This window comes from Viscerimonas tarda, assembly GCF_054601255.1.
In genome coordinates this window covers 14,833-36,586 of sequence record NZ_BAAHWV010000015.1, presented here as the reverse complement: position 1 = coordinate 36,586, position 21,754 = coordinate 14,833, and the positions used below count along the sequence as shown (strand labels likewise).

15 protein-coding genes are annotated in these 21,754 nt (G+C 42.9%); 10 read left to right on the top strand and 5 right to left on the bottom strand.

The window, feature by feature from the left end; all coding sequences use genetic code 11:
* Window positions 1–252 precede the first annotated feature (252 nt).
* The 3 genes from ACYPWY_RS08370 to ACYPWY_RS08360 are packed head-to-tail and all read left to right on the top strand — an operon-like array spanning window position 253 to window position 2,510.
* Window positions 253–531: a hypothetical protein gene (locus ACYPWY_RS08370; protein ID WP_459685059.1), complete on the top strand. Its 279-nt coding sequence runs from the start codon at window positions 253–255 to the stop codon at window positions 529–531.
* A complete protein-coding gene (locus ACYPWY_RS08365) occupies window positions 522–842 on the top strand; it encodes a type II toxin-antitoxin system RelE/ParE family toxin (RefSeq protein WP_459685057.1) in 321 nt (106 codons plus the stop codon). The genes ACYPWY_RS08370 and ACYPWY_RS08365 overlap by 10 nt, the downstream gene beginning before the upstream one ends.
* A gap of 21 nt (window positions 843–863) precedes the next feature.
* Window positions 864–2,510 (top strand): diphosphate--fructose-6-phosphate 1-phosphotransferase, encoded by a 1,647-nt coding sequence (locus ACYPWY_RS08360; protein ID WP_459685055.1) that lies wholly within the window; start codon window positions 864–866, stop codon window positions 2,508–2,510.
* A gap of 120 nt (window positions 2,511–2,630) precedes the next feature.
* Here ACYPWY_RS08360 and ACYPWY_RS08355 read toward each other — a convergent pair whose 3' ends face one another.
* The 3 genes from ACYPWY_RS08355 to mfd all read right to left on the bottom strand — a co-directional run bounded on the left by ACYPWY_RS08355 (window position 2,631) and on the right by mfd (window position 8,268).
* Window positions 2,631–4,310 carry a S1 family peptidase gene (locus ACYPWY_RS08355; protein WP_459685054.1) on the bottom strand — a complete coding sequence of 560 codons (1,680 nt, stop codon included), beginning with the start codon at window positions 4,308–4,310 and terminating at the stop codon, window positions 2,631–2,633.
* A gap of 209 nt (window positions 4,311–4,519) precedes the next feature.
* On the bottom strand, window positions 4,520–4,867 hold the full coding sequence (locus ACYPWY_RS08350; RefSeq protein ID WP_459685053.1) for a YegP family protein: 348 nt from the start codon (window positions 4,865–4,867) through the stop codon (window positions 4,520–4,522).
* Between the two features lie 71 nt (window positions 4,868–4,938).
* The gene (mfd, locus tag ACYPWY_RS08345) at window positions 4,939–8,268 is read right to left on the bottom strand and encodes a transcription-repair coupling factor (protein WP_459685052.1); all 3,330 of its coding nucleotides are present in this window, start codon (window positions 8,266–8,268) and stop codon (window positions 4,939–4,941) included.
* Between the two features lie 366 nt (window positions 8,269–8,634).
* On the opposite strand from mfd, the gene ACYPWY_RS08340 reads away from it, so the two are divergent.
* Window positions 8,635–10,503, top strand: coding sequence for a CotH kinase family protein (locus ACYPWY_RS08340; RefSeq protein ID WP_459685051.1), 1,869 nt, complete (start codon window positions 8,635–8,637; stop codon window positions 10,501–10,503).
* A 59-nt stretch (window positions 10,504–10,562) separates the two neighbouring features.
* Complete coding sequence (locus ACYPWY_RS08335; protein ID WP_459685050.1) at window positions 10,563–12,443, top strand: CotH family protein; 1,881 nt, start codon at window positions 10,563–10,565, stop codon at window positions 12,441–12,443.
* A gap of 663 nt (window positions 12,444–13,106) precedes the next feature.
* Here the strand turns inward: ACYPWY_RS08335 and ACYPWY_RS08330 are convergent.
* Window positions 13,107–13,235, bottom strand: coding sequence for a hypothetical protein (locus ACYPWY_RS08330; protein WP_459685048.1), 129 nt, complete (start codon window positions 13,233–13,235; stop codon window positions 13,107–13,109).
* Window positions 13,236–13,282: 47 nt separating this feature from the next.
* Window positions 13,283–14,122, bottom strand: a complete 840-nt coding sequence (locus ACYPWY_RS08325) for a sugar phosphate isomerase/epimerase family protein (protein ID WP_459685046.1) — start codon at window positions 14,120–14,122, stop codon at window positions 13,283–13,285.
* 210 nt (window positions 14,123–14,332) lie between these two features.
* Here ACYPWY_RS08325 and hisD point away from each other — a divergent pair, with 210 nt between their 5' ends.
* The 5 genes from hisD to ACYPWY_RS08300 all read left to right on the top strand — a co-directional run bounded on the left by hisD (window position 14,333) and on the right by ACYPWY_RS08300 (window position 21,560).
* Window positions 14,333–15,616: a histidinol dehydrogenase gene (gene hisD, locus ACYPWY_RS08320; protein WP_459685112.1), complete on the top strand. Its 1,284-nt coding sequence runs from the start codon at window positions 14,333–14,335 to the stop codon at window positions 15,614–15,616.
* 12 nt (window positions 15,617–15,628) lie between these two features.
* The gene (locus ACYPWY_RS08315) at window positions 15,629–17,065 is read left to right on the top strand and encodes an MBOAT family O-acyltransferase (protein WP_459685044.1); all 1,437 of its coding nucleotides are present in this window, start codon (window positions 15,629–15,631) and stop codon (window positions 17,063–17,065) included.
* A gap of 5 nt (window positions 17,066–17,070) precedes the next feature.
* Window positions 17,071–17,985 (top strand): hypothetical protein, encoded by a 915-nt coding sequence (locus tag ACYPWY_RS08310; protein ID WP_459685042.1) that lies wholly within the window; start codon window positions 17,071–17,073, stop codon window positions 17,983–17,985.
* Between the two features lie 351 nt (window positions 17,986–18,336).
* Complete coding sequence (rpsA, locus tag ACYPWY_RS08305; protein WP_459685040.1) at window positions 18,337–20,148, top strand: 30S ribosomal protein S1; 1,812 nt, start codon at window positions 18,337–18,339, stop codon at window positions 20,146–20,148.
* A gap of 215 nt (window positions 20,149–20,363) precedes the next feature.
* On the top strand, window positions 20,364–21,560 hold the full coding sequence (locus ACYPWY_RS08300) for a pyridoxal phosphate-dependent aminotransferase (protein ID WP_459685038.1): 1,197 nt from the start codon (window positions 20,364–20,366) through the stop codon (window positions 21,558–21,560).
* The last annotated feature ends 194 nt before the right edge of the window (window positions 21,561–21,754 follow it).

Sequence of the window (21,754 nt, the reverse complement as noted above, 5' to 3'; positions counted from 1 at the left end):
GGGGGATTTCAAAAGCCTCCCCTACGGGGAGGTTTGGAGGGGCTTCGCCGCCACTTCCTACTCCCTTAAACCACTAATAGGCGAGTCATTCCGACCAAAGGGAGGAATCTCCTGTTCATATCAGCAACTTTACCGAGAGGCATAAGCAGTAAAATTTTTAAGGTTTGCCCTGATTGAAGTTTTAATATTCGGAAAGATTCAGTATCTTTGCATCAGGTTATCAGAGGAAATTATACTATTGTAATAACAATCATGGTAATAGAAAGAACATCGAATGAATATGTAATCAGGGTTCCGATAACGTCAAATATAGAATATATACAAGATGTTATTGACTATCTGCGTTACAAAGAATTAACAGGCAGCTATAGTACTCTTCAACCGGAAGTCGGACTTCCAAGGGAAATTCCCGGTTTACCGCGAACTGCCAAAGAAATCATACTGTCTGTTACGCGAGGTATGGAACAATACCGGCAAGGGAAAGGTATTTCTCATGTGGAATTTCTGAAAGAACAGGAAACATGGAAATAGAATGGTTGCCGGAGGCAATTGGAAATGTAAGGAAAATTTATATTTTCTATTTGTCTAAAAATGAAGAAGTAGCAAACAAAATACTTGCAGACATAAATACCTCCGTTGAACGAATCGCTTTATTTCCTGAGATAGCAGCTAAAGAACCCTTGCTCGTAGAATGTGAAGAAACATTTCGTTCGTTGGTGGTGTTTCATCTTTTCAAAGTTGTTTATTATATTGACGAACCGAATGATAAAATTGTAGTCGTTTCAGTATTTGATTGTCGCCAAAATCCGGATAAACTAAAGACAGAACTAAATAATAAATAAACAACTAAGCTAAAGAAAACAATGACAAAGAGTGCTTTACAAATTGCCAGGGCTGCATATAAGCCCAAAATGCCAAAAGTATTATACGGAACGGTAAAAGTGGAAGAAGGCGCTGCGACCGAATCGGTTGCAAACCAAGCCGAAGTGAAAGAACTTTTCCCCAATACTTATGGAATGCCTATTATTAAGTTTGTGGAATCGACCGAAAAACTAAACTTGCCTGCAACGAATGTAGGGGTTATTCTTTCGGGTGGACAAGCTCCCGGCGGACACAACGTAATTGCCGGTTTGTTCGATGGTATAAAAAGCCTGAATAAGGACAATAAACTTTACGGCTTCCTGATGGGTCCCGGTGGTTTGATTGACCATAAGTATCAGGAACTTACAGCCGATATTATTGATGAATACCGCAATACCGGAGGTTTCGACATTATCGGTTCGGGACGTACCAAGCTCGAAACAAAAGAACAGTTTGATAAGGGTCTCGAAATATTGAAAAAACTGGGTATCAAAGCCTTGGTTATTATCGGTGGAGACGACTCAAATACAAATGCTTGCGTGCTTGCCGAATATTATAAGGCGATTAATGCGGGCGTGCAGGTAATTGGCTGCCCCAAGACAATCGACGGCGATTTGAAAAATGAAATGATAGAAACATCCTTTGGTTTCGATACGGCATGTAAGGTGTATTCCGAAGTGATTGGGAATATCGAACGCGACTGTAATTCGGCTCGTAAATATTGGCATTTCATCAAGTTGATGGGGCGTTCGGCTTCTCATATCGCGCTTGAATGTGCCTTGCAAACTCAACCCAACTTCTGCTTGATTTCGGAAGAAGTGGAGGCTAAGGAACAATCGTTGGACGACATTGTGAACGATATTACCGCAGCTGTGGTAAAACGCGCCGAAGCCGGCAACAATTTTGGAACAGTGCTTATTCCCGAAGGATTAATCGAATTTATTCCGGCGGTGAAAGCCTTGATTGCCGAGTTGAACGATTTTCTGGCTCATCATCAGGAAGAGTTTAACGGGGTGCCGAAAGATCAACAACGCCAGTTTATAATCAGCAAGTTATCGCCTGTAAATTCTAAAATGTATGCGAGTTTGCCCGAAGGCGTTGCCCGCCAGTTGACCTTAGACCGCGACCCTCACGGAAACGTACAGGTATCGCTTATCGAGACCGAAAAATTGTTGGCCGAAATGGTTGGCAATCGTTTGGCCGAACTGAAAAAAGAAGGAAAATACACCGGCAAATTTGCCTCGCAAGTGCATTTCTTTGGATACGAAGGCCGTTGCGCCGCTCCGTCCAACTACGATGCCGATTACTGCTATTCGTTGGGATATACCGCTTCCGCACTTATCAGCGCCGGAAAAACAGGTTATATGTCGTCGGTGCGTAACACGACAGCCCCTGCCGATCAGTGGATTGCGGGAGGTGTACCTGTAACAATGATGATGAACATGGAACGCCGTCATGGTGAACTAAAACCGGTTATTCAGAAAGCCTTGGTTAAATTGGATGGCGCACCGTTCAAATTCTTTGCCGCTAACCGTGCCAACTGGGCGGTGAATACCGAATACGTGTATCCGGGTCCCATTCAATACTTCGGGCCGACAGAAGTATGCGACCAGCCAACTGTTACTTTGAAGTTGGAACAAGGAAAGTAAAAAAAGTAGAGGTAACCCTTGCGGTTACCCCAATACAGCATTAAAAATGTAGGGGCAGACCTGTGTGTCTGCCCTCATAATCAAGGGCAGACACACAGGTCTGCCCCTACATTTTACCCCTTACCACGTGATACCCACATGAACACCCAATGTGTTGTAATCCTTAAACATCTGTTCGTCGAGGGTATTGAATGCGCGGTGTTTGTACGACAGGCCGGCCAGCAGGTAGGCGCTCTTTTTTAGCTTATAAGCGAGCTCTATACCACCAACATAGCCAAGATTTGAGTCCACATCATTTGAATTTGTTTCGATGAAAAATTTGAGGTTGGGGATAAAATACACGGACGACAATTTAATAGGCGCCTGTCCGCCCAAGGCTATATCGAACGAATAGAAATTCTGGCTCTCCCATTTCCCTTCATCGTCGGCCCATCCTTCTTTGGGGTTGCACGAAAAGGTTCCCGAACCCAAAGACAAGGAGCCTGTTATAAATGTCCACATGGTGTATTCGTAGGTTACACGGTAGTGCGCGCCCCAAATTTTACTTTCGCTCAATGCCGTTTCCATGCCTACTTTAAGCGAATTTTTGTAGCCATAACGCTTCGATACCCCTTTAGTTTCGAGGTCGGTCAGTTTAAGATCGGGCAACCGTTGCAATCGCCATTCTCCCTGTTCAAAAACCCATGTTGTGGGGAAGGCTTTTTTATCGGATGTGAATATAACATCTACGTGTTTACCGGCAACGCTTCCTTGCGAATTATATACCAAATTATTATTGGCAATATTTTTATACATGATATAGGCGAGGCTGATGCGCACCCCATCAATCGGAAGTCCGTTATCGAAGCACGAAGCCATCTGGTCGCTGACGCTATCGGGTACGGCATTCACCAACTCATAAAAATGATCGACCGACACATTGGATATGTATTCGGAGGATATGTAGGGCAATATTTCCATATAGCCTTTTTTGAGAGCTGCCTCAAATTCGGTTGCCCTTGCTCTTAGTTCAGCGGCTGTATTTTTCTTTTTATTGTCGGCATACTTCTCCAAAAATTGTGTCAGGGATTTACCCGATATGGAGAAGTTGGCGCTTTCCCGCGATTTTATTTTCCAGGTATTTACGCCGATGATTTCGTATTCTCCGGTAGTCGTTTTAACCAATAACGGGCCGCCCGAACTTCCGGCATCCACCTGTGCCGTGTGTTGTATGGCCCCTATCGGACTGTTGCCGATTAGCAATTTATCGAATACGGCGCTGTTACTGATGATGCCTTGTCCCAATTGCCACGAAGGCTTACCTCTCAGGCCCGGAAAGCCAACGGAGAAAACCTCCGCTCCTTCGTCCGGCAAATCGCTTCTGATTTTCAATCCTTTGGGCGTATCGGCATTGGCAGGCAATTCGATTAAGGCCAAGTCCACCTGCTCATCCACAGCGGCTATCGGACAACTTTTGAATTCCGTATTTGCTTTGTTTGCATACTGAAACTCAACAGTTACCGAATCGGCTTGAGATACAACATGTCGATTGGTTATAATGTACGATTTCCCTGTTTGTGGGTTTGTGTAAATAAAACCGCTGCCAAAACCGCCCCCGGTATATGAATCTAAAATATCGGCCGCAGTTTTGTACCCATTCTTGCGAATAGTTTTACTCAGGTCTTTGATAAATTTGACGGAACTGGGAGAGTAAGTTGGTTTAACAATGGAAACATTCTCCCTGAGAACAACTTGTGTTGACGCATTCAGCACGCAGGCCATTGTAAAAATGGCCAAAACATAAAGTCTTTTTCTAATCATTTTTCTGTATCTTAAATTTATGTACACTAGAGGTACAAAGATACACAAAAATAATTGTTCAAAAGCTAAAAACAATTTGAATACAGGGCAAACTCAAGGTTTGCCCTCGAAAAGGGAGTATTACCGACCTGCAATTTCCTGATAATAAAAACGACATGCCGAAAGCATCCCATGTCAATCACGAGATAACAAATCAGGGGGAATAAGCGTTATTGCCGTACCCTTTTCCTCGTTAAATCAATTGTTACTGCGTCAGGAACATTTCTTTTCAACGAACTGATTTCGTTGTACCTGTCTTGCTCGGTTTCGTACATTCTGCTGGTACCGATGATTTGTCCGTTTGCCGCTTTCAAATCAAAGTAGTATTTGTTGTTGTCAGATACTAATTTGATATAATAATTGTCGGCGATGCCATTCTTTTTAACCGATCTAACACCATTTTGACAATTGGCTTTTGTTGTGTAACTTTCACTGGAAAGGATTATTTCTCCATTACTTGCTTTTAAGACAAACTGAAAAACTCCGTTTTCTCTTTTTGAAATTTCAAATATTGCCATACAACTTGATATTTAATATATTTATAATTAAACGTTTAATACTCTAATAAAGTTCAATAAAATAAGATTCGTTACCCGTTTTTTATTTCTTCTAATATATGACAGGCTGTTTCGATGTTTTCTACATGTTTTATAACAATAGAACGCTTCCCGCTTTTTTCTTTTAACTCACATTGTCGCGGATATTGCTGAATATAAGATAATAATTTGTCAAATGCCTGCGACTGATAGTACGGAGAGTTATCATTTGATACAAAAAACACGTTCATTCTGCCGTTTTTAAGTGTAATTTTTTCCATTCCCAACGATTTGGCCAAACTTCGGAGCCGTACCACCCGGATAAGTTCTTTCCCTTCCTGAGGAATTTTGCCGAAACGGTCTTCCATGCGTTCGGTAAACTTCCTTATTTCGAGTTCGTTGTCCATATTGTCCAATTCGCGGTAAAGGGAAATGCGCTCCGAATCATTTGGAATATAGCTTGCCGGGAACAGCAGTTCCATGTCGCTGTCAATAAGTACATCATCCACAAAATTTTCTCCTGTCAACTTTTCTCCTTCGGCTACTTCGTGGTATAAACCGGCGAACTCTTCGTTTTTGAGTTCGGTTACGGCTTCACTCAATATTTTTTGGTAGGTTTCGTATCCCAAATCGGCGATAAAACCGCTTTGTTCGGCGCCCAGCAAGTTGCCTGCGCCACGAATATCCAAGTCTTGCATGGCAATATGGATGCCGCTACCCAGTTCCGAAAAGTTTTCGATAGCCTGCAATTTTCGTCTGGCATCGGGGTTAAGGGTGTGCAAAGCTGGCGATAACAAATAGCAAAATGCCTTTTTGTTGCTTCTACCTACGCGCCCTCTCAATTGATGCAGGTCGCTCAGCCCAAAATTCTGGGCGTTGTTTATAATTATAGTATTGGCATTTGGTATATCTATGCCCGATTCGATGATGGATGTAGCTATCAGCACATCGTATTCGTAGTCGATAAAATCGGTGATAATTTCTTCCAGCTTGGCCGGATCTATTTGTCCGTGTCCGATAGCAATCCGGGCATCGGGGACTTCTTTTCGTACCAGTTTTTCGAGTTCGGCGATGTTGCTGATACGGTTATTTATGAAGAAAATCTGCCCGTTCCGGCTCATCTCAAAATTGATGGCCTCCCGTATAATTCCGGTGTCAAAGCTATGTACTTCAGTCTGAATGGGGTAGCGGTTGGGTGGGGGAGTGGTGATTACGGAAAGGTCGCGCGCGCCCATCAACGAAAATTGCAAGGTTCGCGGAATGGGTGTTGCAGTCATGGTCAGCGTATCGACATTGCTTTTCATCTGCTTCAATTTTTCCTTCACTGCCACGCCGAATTTCTGTTCTTCGTCAATAACCAGCAGCCCCAGGTCGGCAAACCGAATATCTTTGCTCACAATGCGGTGTGTACCAATAAGTATGTCGATTTTTCGGTTTTGAAGATTGGGGAGAAGCTCTTTCACGTCCGATGCTTTTCGGGCACGGCTTATGTAGTCGATGTTGCACGGAAAATCTTTGAGCCTTTCCTTGAATGTGTGGTAATGCTGAATAGCCAATACGGTTGTGGGGACTAATACGGCCACTTGCTTGTTATCGGCCACGGCTTTGAAAGCTGCGCGTATGGCCACTTCCGTTTTGCCGAACCCTACATCGCCGCAGATAAGCCGGTCCATTGGCTTTTCGTTTTCCATGTCGTTTTTAACGTCGATGGTCGCTTTCAGCTGGTCGGGCGTATCTTCGTAGATGAAAGAGGCTTCCAGTTCGTTTTGCATGAACGAATCGGGCGAAAATTTGAATCCTTTTTCCTGTTTACGCTTGGAGTACAAAAGAATTAAATCGCGGGCAATATCTTTTATCTTCGATTTGGTTTTTTCCTTCATCCGTTCCCAAGAGCCGCTTCCTAACTTGTTGATTCGAGGCGGTTCACCGTCTTTCCCTCTATACTTCGATATTTTGTGAAGGGAATGGATGGACACGAAAATGGCGTCGTTGTTGGAGTAGGTGATTTTGATAAATTCCTGTATGTTCCCATTGATGTCGGAGCGCACCAATCCGCCGAAGCGTCCCACTCCATGATCGATGTGTACCACATAATCACCATTCTGGAATTGTTGAAGTTCTTTCAGCGATAAAGTGAGTTTTCCCGAGCGGGCTTTCTCCGATTTCAGGTTGTATTTGTGGAACCGGTCGAATATCTGGTGATCGGTGAAGCAGGCTATTTTCAGCGTTTTATCATAAAACCCTTCGTGTAGTGTTCTACTAATGGGTATAAATGGAATATTATCGTTTGTATCTTCAAAGATGGCCTTTATGCGGTCGTTTTGTTTTTGGCTATCGCTCAAAATATAAACAGTGTAGCCGTCTTCCAAAAATTTATGGAAGGATTCACTGACCAAATCGAAGTTTTTATGGTACAAGGGTTGTGTGCCGGTCTCAAATTCCAAAGTAGATGGAGGGACGCCAAACGCTTTTGTACCAAACTGAATTAATTTGAAACCGAAAAGTTGTTTGCTAAACGTTTCTTCGTCAATTAATTTGCTTTGTATATCGAATTCATATTCAGGGTTATCCAGTATGGGCGTATCGTTGTAAACCGAGATTAACCGTCCTTGTAGCCACGAATAATCGTTTACGCCTATGATAGTGTTCCTGGGCAGCATCTCGAAGAGGGATACGTTTTGTATGCCGCTTTTCCGCATTTCGGGGATTATCCGGATGGCATTCAGTTTTTCTTTTGATAACTGGTTTTCAACGTCAAAGCTGCGTATAGATTCCACTTCGTCGCCAAAGAAATCAATGCGGTAAGGATATTCGCACGAAAAAGAGAATACATCTATAATACTTCCCCTGATGGCATACTGGCCGGGTTCATATACATAATCGGTATATTCAAAGCCGTACGAATCAAGGACTTCTGACACAAAAGAGCTGTCAACTTTTTCGTTCAGGCTAATATGGAGCGTATTTTTTTCCAGTGTTTCTTTTGAAACCACCTTTTCGGCAACCGCTTCGGGGTAGCTGACAATAATAAGGTGGGTGTCGTCTGTTTGTATTTTGCTCAGCGCTTCCGTCCGGAGAATTTCGTTGGCCTGGTCTATCTGTCCGTATTTGATTGCCCTTTTGTACGATGACGGGAAGAACAGGATGTTATCGGTACCCAGAAGTTGGGTCAGGTCGTGGTAAAAATAACCGGCGGCTTCGGCGTCGTCCAGGATGTAGAAAAAGCAATTGTTCCCTTTTTTGAATAGCGAAGCAGCATACATGGCCGTTGCAGAGCCTTGCAGTCCCTTCACCAGTATCGTATCGTACTTATTGAGTAACTGATAAGATACCGGTATATTCTTGTGAGAATCAAACAATTGTTGTAAAACCGAAATGTCCAAAGTTCTGTTCTAGTTAAAAAAGTAATCACTTGATTTTTTTGAAACCAATATTCAATTCAGCATTAATGTGCCATAGCATAGCGCTTTGCCCCGTCTTACTGTAATTTATAACGTTTTAGCTCCCATTTTGGTTGCTGACATTAAGTTTGTGATACAGGTATAGAAATCGGTTTTCTCAAAAAACGCTCAAATATACATAATAATTTTGCAAATCACATTATATGTTATGTTATTTTTTTATGCCAAAAAATGTCGTGTGTATTTTAAAAGTACAAAAACAGCTCGCTTTTTTTTAATAATTATGCTTGACTATGAATAATTTATTATCTTTGCTACTAGCTAATAAAAATCTATAATTGACCAATCATGAAGCGAAGATTTTATTTCTTCTTGTTTGTTTTTATTTTTTCGATGCAGCCTTTTTTCCTCAAGGCTGTCAATGACGCATATCTTTTCTCTCCAAAAGGAGTTGCTGAAATCCATATTACATTGGATGACGGTAAAAAAATCGGTGATATAAAACGGAATGAACCGGCTCCGGCAGCTACGATAGATAAGTTGAAAGGATCGATGGTAGTTAAAAATTCGGCTACATCAACTTACTCTATATCGGGCTTGTATAATTCCCATGTTGAGATTATCGGACATGGAAACACCTCGTGGGGAAACCCTAAAAGGTCGTATTCGATTGATTTGATAGACAGCAATGGCGGAGATAATCCTGCCCCTTTGCTGGGTATGCCCGCTGACGAAGAGTGGACATTGCTCGCACACTGGAACGACCGTAGTTATATGCGTAATCCCATGGCATATTACTTGGGCGGGAGGATGAGCGGAATAGCTTATTCCCCCCGAACAAGATACATTGAATTATATGTAAACGATGAATACAGAGGCGTTTATAGTTTGGTTGAGAAAATAAAACGAAGCAAAGACCGTGTTGATATATCCAAATTAACTACAGATGCCGCTGATCAGCTGTTGCCACGCCTTTCGGGTGGATATCTTCTGGAATCGATTCCTACCGGCAGGGTTAAGTTGAAAGAAAAAAATACAGAATTTAAGACAACTAAAAGGGGAGTTAATTTCGTTTTCAAGTATCCGAAACCCCAAAATGCAACCACAAAGGAAGTGGCGTGGATAAAATCGTATCTGGATGAATTTGAGAATGTTATCTATGGCGATAATTACAAGGACCCCGTTAATGGCTACCTGAAATACATCAACGAAGATAACTTTATTGACTGGTGTATTCTGCACGAATTGTCGAAAGGGGTAGATAATTTGTTCCATTGCAGCGTGTTTGTTCATAAAGACCGGAACGGGAAATTGAATATGAGCGCTCCCTGGGATTTCGATATTTCGTTCGGAAACCATGGCAGTACTTGCTATACGGAAGATGTGTTGCGGGAAAAAACAACGCATTGGTTTAGCCGTCTCTTTTTGGATACACGCTTTCTCCGAAAATACATCGAGCGGAATGATGAACTGGAAGCTCTTTTTGACGAGATTCCCGAAATACTGGAAACCAACCTGATACAACTGGAAGAATCGGGCTGTTTGGACCGTGATCATGAAAAATATCCGGCGATGCTGAATAATTTTAAAGATGCAGAAGAAAAAACTTCTCCCACAACCGTAAGAGGTCATGTGAGATGGCTTAGAGAATGGACTGAATCCCGCAGGGCATGGATTTACAGCAATTTGGGCATAAATCAGGCCGAACGCTGCGAACGCTTTAAAAAAATCAGACCGGTTGTACGGGTTATTGAACCCGAAAATTTTGAGGATGGAAGTCCGTACAGAATCAGGGTAATGCCCGGCTACAGACCCCGGTGGGATGGATATAGTGGCGTAAACGTTTACCGGATTACCGATAACAAGGAACATACGGTACAACTGTTCGACGTGCACGGTTGCTCCACGTTGGTAGCTACAATTAAACGGGGAAATGATGATACCGCCATCGAACAAAACAGGACGAACAATCAGTCAATCAATACCTTCCTTGTGGGGAAGGTGTTGTTCACCAATTACACTTCGGGCAAGGAACCGGAGATGCAGGTATGCGTATATAACATGCAGGGACGCTTGCTGAAAAAAGCGCGCTACCAGTCGGCGCCGGGATTCAATCAGCACGAAACAAGCCTTTCGGAACTTGGCAGCGGAATGTATGTAGTGAAGTGCATAGCCGGTTCCGAGATTGTAAACAGCAAAATTATTATTTCTAACTAAAAAAATAACCGGATTTCGGCTTTCTTATATGGCGCCTGAAATCATTATCCTATACCAATATGAAACAGCGATTGACCCTTATTATCCTTATTTTAGCGCTTTCGGCGCCTGCTCTTCAGGCAAAATTGGATCCTGCTTACCTCTTTTCGCCGAAAGGGGTGGCCGAAGTGCATATCCAATTGTACAACGATAAAAAGATAGGTGATATACAAAGAGATGAGGAACATGTAACGGCAGAAAAGCTGGCAGGTTCAATGATGCTAATAAATTCGGAAACATCATCTTATACCGACGAGGAATTATATTATGGCTCAATTAAAATCAAGGGTCGTGGCAATACCTCCTGGGGCAGGGCGAAAAAATCGTATAGCCTCGACTTGACAAACTATAACGGAGAAGAGGATAATCCCTCGCCTTTGCTGGGAATGCCAGCCCATGAAGAGTGGGTATTGCTCGCCCATTGGAACGACCGGAGTTATATGCGTAACCTGTTGGCTTATTACCTGGGTCGTCAGATGCTGGGACTTGAATATGCACCCCGAACCCGTTACGTTGAACTGTATGTGAATGACGAATACAGGGGATTGTATAGCCTGGTCGAAAAAATAGGCAGGGACAAGGAACGGATCAATGTCTCCAAACTGACTGCCGATGCGGCAGATCAGGTACTTCCCCGCATGTCGGGAGGGTATATTCTGGAGGCGATACCTACAGGCAGGATACAGGATAATGAGCGAAATACGGAACTCAAGACAAACCGGAGAGGGATTACCTTCGTTTTCAAGTATCCGAAACCCAAAAACGCGACCGATACCCAAGTGCAGTGGATGAAATCGTATCTCGATGAATTTGAGGAGGCTATATATGGCTCTAACTACAAAGACCCGCTTATTGGCTATCCGAAGTACATCAACGAAAACAGCTTTATCGACTGGAGTATTCTCCACGATTTGTCGAAAGGTGTTGACAATTTATTCCATTGCAGTGTGTTTATACATAAAGACCGGAACGGAAAACTAAACATGAGCGCTCCCTGGGATTTCGATATTTCGTTCGGGAACCATGGCGGCGACTGCTATTACGAAGATGGGGTGTGGACGAAAAAAACGCATTGGTTTGCGCAGTTGTATAAAGACGAGGCTTTTGCCCGGAAAGTAATTAACCGCTTCGACGAGTTGGCCCCGCTACTGGATAAGGTGCCCGAAATACTGGAAACAAATTACAGGCAGTTGGAAACATCCGGCAGCATCGACAGGGACAGGACTAAATTCCCGAAATTGCAGGAAGAATACAAAGACAGGGAAGCATACATTACGCCAACTACCGTTAGAGGGCATGTGAGATGGTTTAGAGAATGGTTCGAGTCTCGCAGGGTGTGGGTGAGTAACAACATCGGCTTTACTCAGGACGAAAATTGCGAGCGCCTTAAAAAATCGCGGCCGGTCATCCGAATCATGAATCCAGAAGGTTTTGAAAAAGGCGTGTCGTCTTACACAAGAGTGATGCCCGGATACATGTACCGGTGGGACGGCAAAACCAATACGGCTAATGTAACTTATTTCATCAACGATAGCAAGGAACATTATGTGCAGATAATCGACGAACATGGCTGTATCAGTTTGCCGTCGAAGGTTGTTCAGCGCGGGAAGAAAGATGAGCTTGAGCTCGAATTGGCCATTCAACCGGCAGTAAAGGACAATGCGCTTATCAGTTCCTACCTTGTAGGCAACGTTTTCCATATCAACTATTCTTCCGAAAAGTCATCGAATCTGGCTGTGTATCTGTACGATATGCGAGGCGCCCTTGTGAAACAGGCCAACTACAATATAGTCTCCGGCTTCAACCGCCACGAACTGAATCTGTCGGATGTATCAAAAGGAATGTACATTGTGAAGTATGTTGCAGGCTCGGAAACTGTGTCGAAAAAGATTATTCTTTGACAGTTAGAATAATCAGACTAATGTGAATAATGTGAATAATGTAGGGGGCTGTCTCGAAAGTATTTTTGAACGCAAATTACGCAGATTACGCAAATTATCGCAAATAATACGCAGTGTTTAGTCCCGCAGGGACGACACTTTATTAACCGTATGCTTCAGCTTACGGCTTGACAGACAATACGGTAGCCTAAGCCCCGCATGGGGCGACACTTGATAGCGTGTCCAAGTGTCGTCCCATGCGGGACTTGCTTAGATGAGACGATTCTTTATCCGTAAGCTGAAGCATACGGTTAATAAAGCGCCGTCCCTGCGGGACTAAACACATGATTTTGCATTCTTCTGGTGTTCGGACTATTTACACCCGTTTTTCCGGTATGCTTCAAATTACTGCACGTTTACTCAGGAGATTGCGGGTCGGATCCCGCAATGACAACCTCAGAAAAAGACTTTTGACACAACCCCCTACATATCGAATACAGACGTGGCACACCACGTCTCTACAATACTGTTCTTTGCGGGCTCCGACCCGCAATCTCCTGACAACCTCAGAAAAAGACTTTTGACACAGCCTTCTACATATCAAAGAAAGGGCAGATGAACCCTAGGGCTAAAGTTGCTGATATGAGCAGGAGATTCCTCCCTTTGGTCGGAATGACTCGCCTATCAGTGGTTTAAGGGATGAGGAAGTGGCGGCTTTGCCGCCACTTCCTCATCCCCTCTCCCAAAAAGGAGACCGTCATTCCGACCAAAGGGAGGAATCTCATTCGTAATAGTGGCACTAAATTTTTTCATGCGTTTGCCCTAAGGCGAACCCTGCCCCTACCTGAAACTTTGAACTTTTATTTCTTCGTAGCCTTTATCACCCCTCTGAAATAACCGATTGATTCGGCTATGCCCAGAAATGGGTCGGTCATTTCTTTTTCGTGTTCCAGGCTGAGAACGCCTGTGTATCCTACTTTTCGCAGGGCTTTTACCAGCGCGGGGAAATCAATTATTCCGCGACCAACTTCTACCGAATATCCTTGCTTGGTGTTTCCGGTTACATCTTTAAGATGAATATCGAATACGCGCGTGTGGTACTTTATCAGGTCGGCAACAGGGTTTTTTCCGTTGCGCAGGTCGTGGCCGATGTCGAGGCACATTCCAATGCGCGGGTCGAGGTCTTTGGTGTGGTTCCATACATCTTCGGCATCGGGGAATATACCCAAATCGGGGCCGTGCAGGTGGATGGCGTAATAGAAATTGTATTCCTTCACTTTTTTATCTACATAGGGCAGCATTTCGATGCTGGGTACGCCGACAATGGTTTTTACACCCACACGCCTGGCATATTCAAAGGCATTATCAACTTCTTTCTCGGTTTTCATGTATATAGGGCCAACGGCATAACCTGTTACGCCTTTCGCTTTCAGTTTTTCTTTAAATGCGGCAATTTCTTCGTCGGTACTTTTCAGCGGAAGATGAAAATCTTTGATACACAGGTAATGTACATCTATTTTCTGCATGATTTCCAGCGTTTTGTCGATGTCGAATTTAAGAAAAGAGTAACCGGCCATTCCTACTTTAAATTTTTCGTAGGTATCTGCCGCCGGTTGAGGACCCGGGCGAGTTTGCCCTTGTGCTGACAGGGTAATTAAGGACATCAGCATCATGGATAACGAAATAAGGATTGTTCTCATAATTTTAGCTGTAATAAATGATTAGAATTAATATGTAAATCACAAATATACGCGATAAAGTGTTACCACTATATTAAAGTTTGTTTAATTTTTGTGCGAAGAAGTATTTTTATCTCTTAAAATCATCGCTCTAAAGATTTAAACGGATTCCGAATACTGATTTTTTAGTATCTTTGCCCCGAAATTCTATCTCAGAATATAAATCTTATGATACAAATTATTACATATCCGGAAAAACCGGAATGGTCTAACATACTGAAACGGCCTGTGTTTGATACAACTTCGCTCAACGAAACAGTAAAAAACATTTTGGAGGAAGTAAAAAACGGAGGCGATGAGGCCATATTAAAATACGAATTAAAGTTCGATAAAGTAAAGCTCGATAGTTTAGCCGTTTCGCCCCAGGAAATAGCGGCTTCGGAACAATTGGTACCGGACGATTTGAAGGAAGCGATAAGGGTCGCCAAACGCAATATCGAAACTTTTCATTTGGCGCAGAAGTTCGTAACAAACAAAATAGAAACGGCGCCGGGTGTTACCTGCTGGCAAAAGGCAGTCGGCATCGAAAAGGTCGGCTTGTATGTACCCGGAGGAACGGCTCCGCTGTTTTCGACTGTGTTGATGCTGGCTATTCCGGCTAAAATAGCGGGTTGCAAGGAAATAGTGCTTTGTTCGCCACCCAATGCCGGGGGGAAGGTTCATCCAGCCATATTGTTTGCCGCAAAAGAAGCCGGCGTAGATAAGATATTCAAGACAGGAGGCGTACAAGCCATTGGCGCAATGGCTTATGGCTCCGAATCGGTGCCGAAAGTCTATAAGATATTTGGGCCGGGAAACCAGTACGTGATGGCAGCCAAGCAGTTGGTTAGCCTGCGCGATGTAGCAATCGACATGCCCGCAGGCCCTTCGGAAGTGGAAGTGATAGCCGATGAAACGGCAAATCCGGCATTTATCGCCGCCGATTTGCTGTCTCAGGCCGAACATGGAGCTGATAGCCAAGTGATTCTGATTACGGCCACTGAATCTGTTTTACCCGCTGTACTTGCCGAAATCGAAAAGCAATTATCGGCGCTTCCACGCAAAGATATAGCGCAGAAAGCATTGGACAACAGCAAAATGATTGTGCTCAAAAACAACGCCGAAATAGTTGAGCTAACAAACGAATATGCTCCCGAGCACCTGATTATAGAAACAAGCAATTACCGGGAACTGGCGGAGCAGATAACCAATGCCGGTTCGGTTTTTCTGGGGCATTACACCCCTGAAAGCGCGGGAGATTATGCTTCGGGAACCAATCACACCTTGCCAACAAATGGTTATGCCAAAGCATATAGCGGGGTGAATCTGGATAGCTTTGTCAAAAAAATCACCTTTCAGGAAATTACAGAACAGGGAATCAACAACCTGGGAAAAACAGTAGAAATTATGGCTGGAAGCGAATGCCTGGATGCCCATAAAAATGCGGTTAGTTTGCGTATAAACAAGAAAAAATAGACTAAAAATCCCATGAATTTTGTTTCGATTGCTTTTTTTGTATTTCTACCCATTGTTTTTATCCTGTATTGGATAATTGGAACTGAACGGCGCAAGACACAGAATTTGTTTTTGCTGGTAGCCAGTTTTATTTTTTACGGCTATTTGGATTACCGTTTTTGTTTCCTGTTGGCGGCTTCTATTTTGTTATGTTATTGGGGCGGATTGAAACTATCGAATCCCGGAACAAAAAATAAAAAAAAATGGTTGATAGCGCTCGTCTCCCTGAATCTTTCGTCCCTGATTTATTTCAAATATTTTAATTTTTTTATTGAATCCTTTGCTTCATTTTTGAGCGTTTGTGGTTTGCAGGCAAATGTTACGACATTAAGTATCCTGTTGCCTCTTGGTATATCTTTCTACACTTTTCACGGATTATCGTATTTGTTTGATGTGTACAATGGAAAAACAAAAGTAACCAAAAGCTTGATAGACTATGCCTTGTTTGTGAGTTTCTTCCCCTTGCTTGTTGCAGGGCCTATTGAGCGGGCAACCCATTTGTTGCCGCAACTCGAAAAGAAACGGAAATTTAACTATTCCATGTCGGTTGACGGGTGCAGGCAAATACTTTGGGGCTTTTTCAAAAAGCTGGTCATCGCCGATAATTGCGCCGGTTACACCGATTATATTTTTTCCAATTATGAAATAAAGCAGGGAAGTACGCTTGTTTTGGGAGCTGTTTTATTTGCTATTCAAATATATGCCGATTTTTCGGGTTATTCTGATATAGCGATAGGTGTAGCGAAATTATTTGGTATAAAATTATTACGAAATTTCGCACTTCCTTATTTTTCGAGGGATATAGCCGAGTTTTGGCGGCGTTGGCATATCTCGCTCACCACTTGGTTCCGCGATTACCTTTACATCCCTCTTGGCGGGAGCAGGGGTGGCAAATGGCAAACCATCCGAAACACATTTGTTATTTTTTTAGTCAGCGGGTTTTGGCATGGAGCCAATTGGACGTTTATTTCGTGGGGATTCATTCATGTTTTGTTTTTTATTCCATTGCTTCTTGTAAAAAAGAACAGGCATCATCTTGATATTGTTGCCGAAGGACGTATATTTCCGAATATTAAAGAGTTATTTCAAATGATACTTACTTTTTCGCTCGTATGTTTTGCATGGATTTTTTTTAGAGCGGAAAATATAACCATTGCTTTCGATTATATAAAGCGCATATTCTCGTTCCCATTCTTTTCGGCGCCCCTTAGCTATGAACTAAAAAAAGCAACCATTTTGAGCATCATAGTAATGTTTGTTGCCGAATGGCTGCAACGGGACAAACAACATGCTTTGCAGTTAGATAATGTAGCTTACAGGTGGCTGAGATGGGGTATATACCTGTTGATTTTGTATGCTGTGCTTTGGTTAAGTGGTGAGGAACAAACGTTTATCTATTTTCAATTTTGAAGTTGATGAAAAAATTAGTCATATATCTGTTTTTATTTGCCGGATTCTTTTTGGTTTCGGATATGCTTTTGTTTATTATTACAGACAAATCTTTGGATGATACGGCATTTAAGATTCCCGAATCTAAAAATGTGTTGATTGTAGGGGATTCCCATCTCGAATGTGCTTTAAATGATTTGATAGTGGATAATGCCGTAAATCTTGCTCATAGCGGCGAAGCCTACATTTTCACCTGTACAAAATTGAAATTGTTTTTGGAAGCCAATCCGCATATTGATACGGTGTTGCTCTCGTTTAATTACCGGAGCCTTTTAACCGAATCGGAATTGTGGTTACATGATAAAAATAGCGAACAAAACATGGATCGTTATTGCCGCTTTTTTAACGGCGAAGAACGAATGTTGTTCTCTAAAACTGTGTATTACTACAAAAGTTTATTGAGATTTCCTTATATATACAGAGGTCTGCCCATTAATAAAATGCTTGGTAATAAAAACAATTATACTAATTTGAAAATGGGTGGATACTTATACCACGATCAAGATGATCTGCAACATGATATTGATTTATATGGTGCATCCTATAAGGAAAAACAGCTAACCGGCGATGATTACAATCCGTCATCCACTCAATACATATACTTACATAAAATAGTAGAATATTGTACTCAACACAATGTAAAACTGATATTTGTGAATACACCTGTGTATTTAGGATACCAATATGGAGTGGAAGAATATTATGCTTTCTACAAAGAAAAATATAGTTATATACAATTGTGGGATTACTCCGATTTGGCTTTACCGGACTCCTGTTATGCCGATACCCACCACCTGAATTACAAAGGAGCCGAAGTATTTAGCAAATTAGTAAAAAAACGCATGTCAGGTCTCAAAAAAACGCATAGGGCAAACGCATGAAAAATTTTATAGCTTATACCTTTCGGTAAAGTTGCTGATATGAGCAGGAGATTCCTCCCTTTGGTCGGAATGACGGGCTCCTTTTTGGGAGAGGGGATGAGGAAGCGGCGGCGAAGCCCCTCCAAACCTCCCCGTAGGGGAGGCTTTTGAAATCCCCCCCTACGGGGGGTGGGGGGGCTTGGGGAGGAATCTCATTCGTAACAGTAGCACTAAACTTTTTCATGCGTTTGCCCTAAAAAAACACACGAATAAATTGCTTTCTTAATTGAAAAAGAATACCTTTGCGCAGTTTTTCAACAAAATAATGTCTAACTTATTAATTTATTGATCCAAGATCAAAAAACAAAACAAATGATTGAATCGGAAAAATTAAAAAATGTACAGCCAATTGATGATTTCAATTGGGATGCCTACGAAAAAGGTGATACCTTAACCGACGTAAGCAAAGAGGATTTGATAAACACTTACGACCAGTCGCTGAGTAAAATCAATGACAGGGAAGTGGTAATGGGAAAAGTAACCGCAATGAACAAGCGCGAGGTTGTTGTTAACATCGGTTACAAATCGGATGGCGTTGTTTCGATGAACGAATTTCGCTACAATCCCGACCTGAAAATTGGCGACGAAGTAGAGGTTTACATCGAAAGCCAGGAAGACAAAAAAGGACAGCTTATCCTTTCTCACAAAAAAGCGCGCGTTTCCCGCTCTTGGGATCGTGTTAACGAAGCTCTTGAAGGCGACGAAATTATTAAAGGTTACATCAAATGTCGCACGAAAGGCGGTATGATTGTTGACGTATTCGGAATCGAAGCATTCTTGCCGGGTTCTCAAATCGACGTTAAACCTATCCGTGATTACGATGTATTTGTAGGAAAAACAATGGAATTCAAGGTGGTGAAAATCAACCACGAATTCAAAAATGTTGTTGTATCGCACAAAGCGCTTATCGAAGCCGAACTCGAGCAACAAAAGAAAGATATTATCTCGAAACTGGAAAAAGGACAAGTGCTTGAAGGTACAGTTAAGAACATCACTTCTTACGGGGTATTTATCGACCTTGGCGGCGTGGACGGCCTTATCCATATTACCGACCTTTCTTGGGGACGTGTACAACATCCCGAAGAAGTGGTTAAACTGGATGAAAAAATCAACGTGGTTATCCTTGACTTCGACGATGACAAAAAACGTATCGCTCTTGGCTTGAAACAATTAACTCCTCATCCATGGGATGCTTTGAGCGCAGACCTGAAAGTGGGCGACAAAGTAACCGGAAAAGTAGTTGTAATGGCCGATTACGGTGCATTTATCGAAATAGCTTCGGGTGTAGAAGGACTTATCCATGTTTCGGAAATGAGCTGGACACAGCATTTGCGCAGCGCTCAGGACTTTATGAAAGTGGGAGACGATGTGGAAGCTGTTGTGCTTACACTGGACAGGGACGAACGCAAAATGTCGTTGGGTATCAAGCAATTGAAACCGGATCCATGGGACAACATCGAAGAAAAATATCCTGTTGGAAGCAAACATACCGCTAAAGTACGCAACTTCACAAACTTTGGCGTATTTGCCGAAATAGAAGAAGGCGTTGACGGATTGATTCACATCTCCGACCTTTCGTGGACGAAGAAAATCAAACATCCTAGCGAAATTACTCAAATAGGCGCCGACATCGAAGTTCAGGTACTTGAAATTGATAAGGAAAATCGCCGTTTAAGCCTTGGCCACAAACAATTGGAAGAAAATCCCTGGGATGTATTTGAAACCATCTTCACCCTTGGTTCAATCCACGAAGGAACAGTTGTTGAACTAGTTGACAAAGGCGCTGTGATTTCACTTCCTTACGGTGTTGAAGGTTTTGCAACTCCAAAACATTTGGTAAAAGAAGATGGTGCGCAAACTCAAATTGACGAAAAACTTCAATTTAAGGTAATAGAATTCAATAAAGAATCGAAGCGTATTATTGTTTCTCACAGCAAAGTTTACGAAGATGAAAAAGCCGTAGATACAAAAGCGGTTGCCACCGAAAAGAAATCGGCGCGAAAAGCGAAGAAAGACAAAGAAGAAGTTGCTCAGGTAACCTCTACACCTGCCGAAAAAACAACGCTTGGCGACATTGAAGGACTTGCAGCGCTGAAAGAAAAACTTTCGGGCGAAGAAAAATAAGCATTCAAAAAAGCTTTATATTATTTACAGAAAGCGCTTCCTCGGAGGCGCTTTCTTTTTTATCTGGGGTAAACGCATGAAGAATGTCAGAGCCCTGCTTTTAGCCTTAGCCTATTCGGACTTCTTTCATGCGTTTACCCAGCTTTTTTATGTAGCCTCAGGATAATTATCAGTTTTTTTACTACTTTTGTACGTCTATAATTTAAGGAGAAATTATGCCCGAAATCTCAGTACGCGGAATAGAAATGCCGAATTCCCCTATACGGAAACTGGCGCCTTTGTCGGACTCTGCTAAAGCCAGAGGCCTTACAGTTTATCATTTGAACATAGGACAACCCGATTTGCCTACGCCCAAAGAGGGGCTTGATGCGCTTCATAACATTAGCCGGACGATACTCGAATACAGTCCGAGCGATGGTTACCGCTCCTACCGCGAGAAACTGGTGGGATATTATGCCAAATACAATATCAATGTTTCGGCGGATGACATAATTATCACGACGGGTGGTTCGGAAGCCGTGCTATTCGCTTTTTTGGCCTGTTTGAACCCGGGTGATGAAATAATAGTGCCCGAACCGGCTTATGCAAACTACATGGCCTTTGCCGTTTCGGCGGGTGCAGTTATCAAAACGGTGTCGTCGTCCATCGAGGAAGGCTTTTCGCTGCCTCCGGTGGAGAAATTTGAAGCCCTTATCACCGAGCGGACAAAAGGCATCATGATATGCAATCCGAACAATCCGACAGGCTACTTGTATTCGCGCGCCGAGATGAACCAGATTAAACACTTGGTTCAGAAATACAACCTCTATTTGTTTTCGGACGAGGTTTACAGGGAGTTTATATACACGGGTTCTCCGTATATTTCGGCTTGCCACTTGGTTGGCATTGAGGAAAATGTGGTTTTAATCGACTCTGTATCAAAAAGATATAGCGAGTGCGGAATAAGAATCGGCGCTATCATCACTAAAAACAAGGAGCTGCGCAAAACACTGATGAAGTTTTGCCAGGCACGTCTGAGCCCGCCGCTTATCGGACAAATTATTGCGGAAGCCTCGTTGAATGCCAACCCCGAATATCTGCGCGATGTGTATGAAGAATATGTGGAGCGCAGAAAATTCCTGATTGACAGGCTGAATCGTATTCCGGGCGTGTATTCGCCGATACCGATGGGGGCATTTTATACGGTTGCCCGTCTGCCGGTGGACGATGCCGATAAGTTTTGCGAATGGTGCCTTTCGGACTTTGAATACGAAGGGCAAACTATTTTTATGGCGCCGGCTTCGGGTTTTTACACCACCCCCGGTTTGGGGAAAAACGAAGTGCGTATAGCTTATGTCCTGAATAAGGAAGACTTGGCGAAAGCATTAACGGTACTGGAAAAGGCTTTAGAGGCTTATAATACAGCCCCCTGAATCCCCCGTAGGGGGACTGTCGTTTTGGGAGATTAATAGGGGCTGCCCTACAAGGCAAGCGCATGAAGAAATCCGAATAGGCTAAGGCTGAAAGCCTTTAATAACAGAGATTTTCATGGTTTGCCCTGGACGATGAGAGAACAATGTAGCACAAATCGAAAGATTTGTGCTACATACGTTTTAAGGAAAAGAAC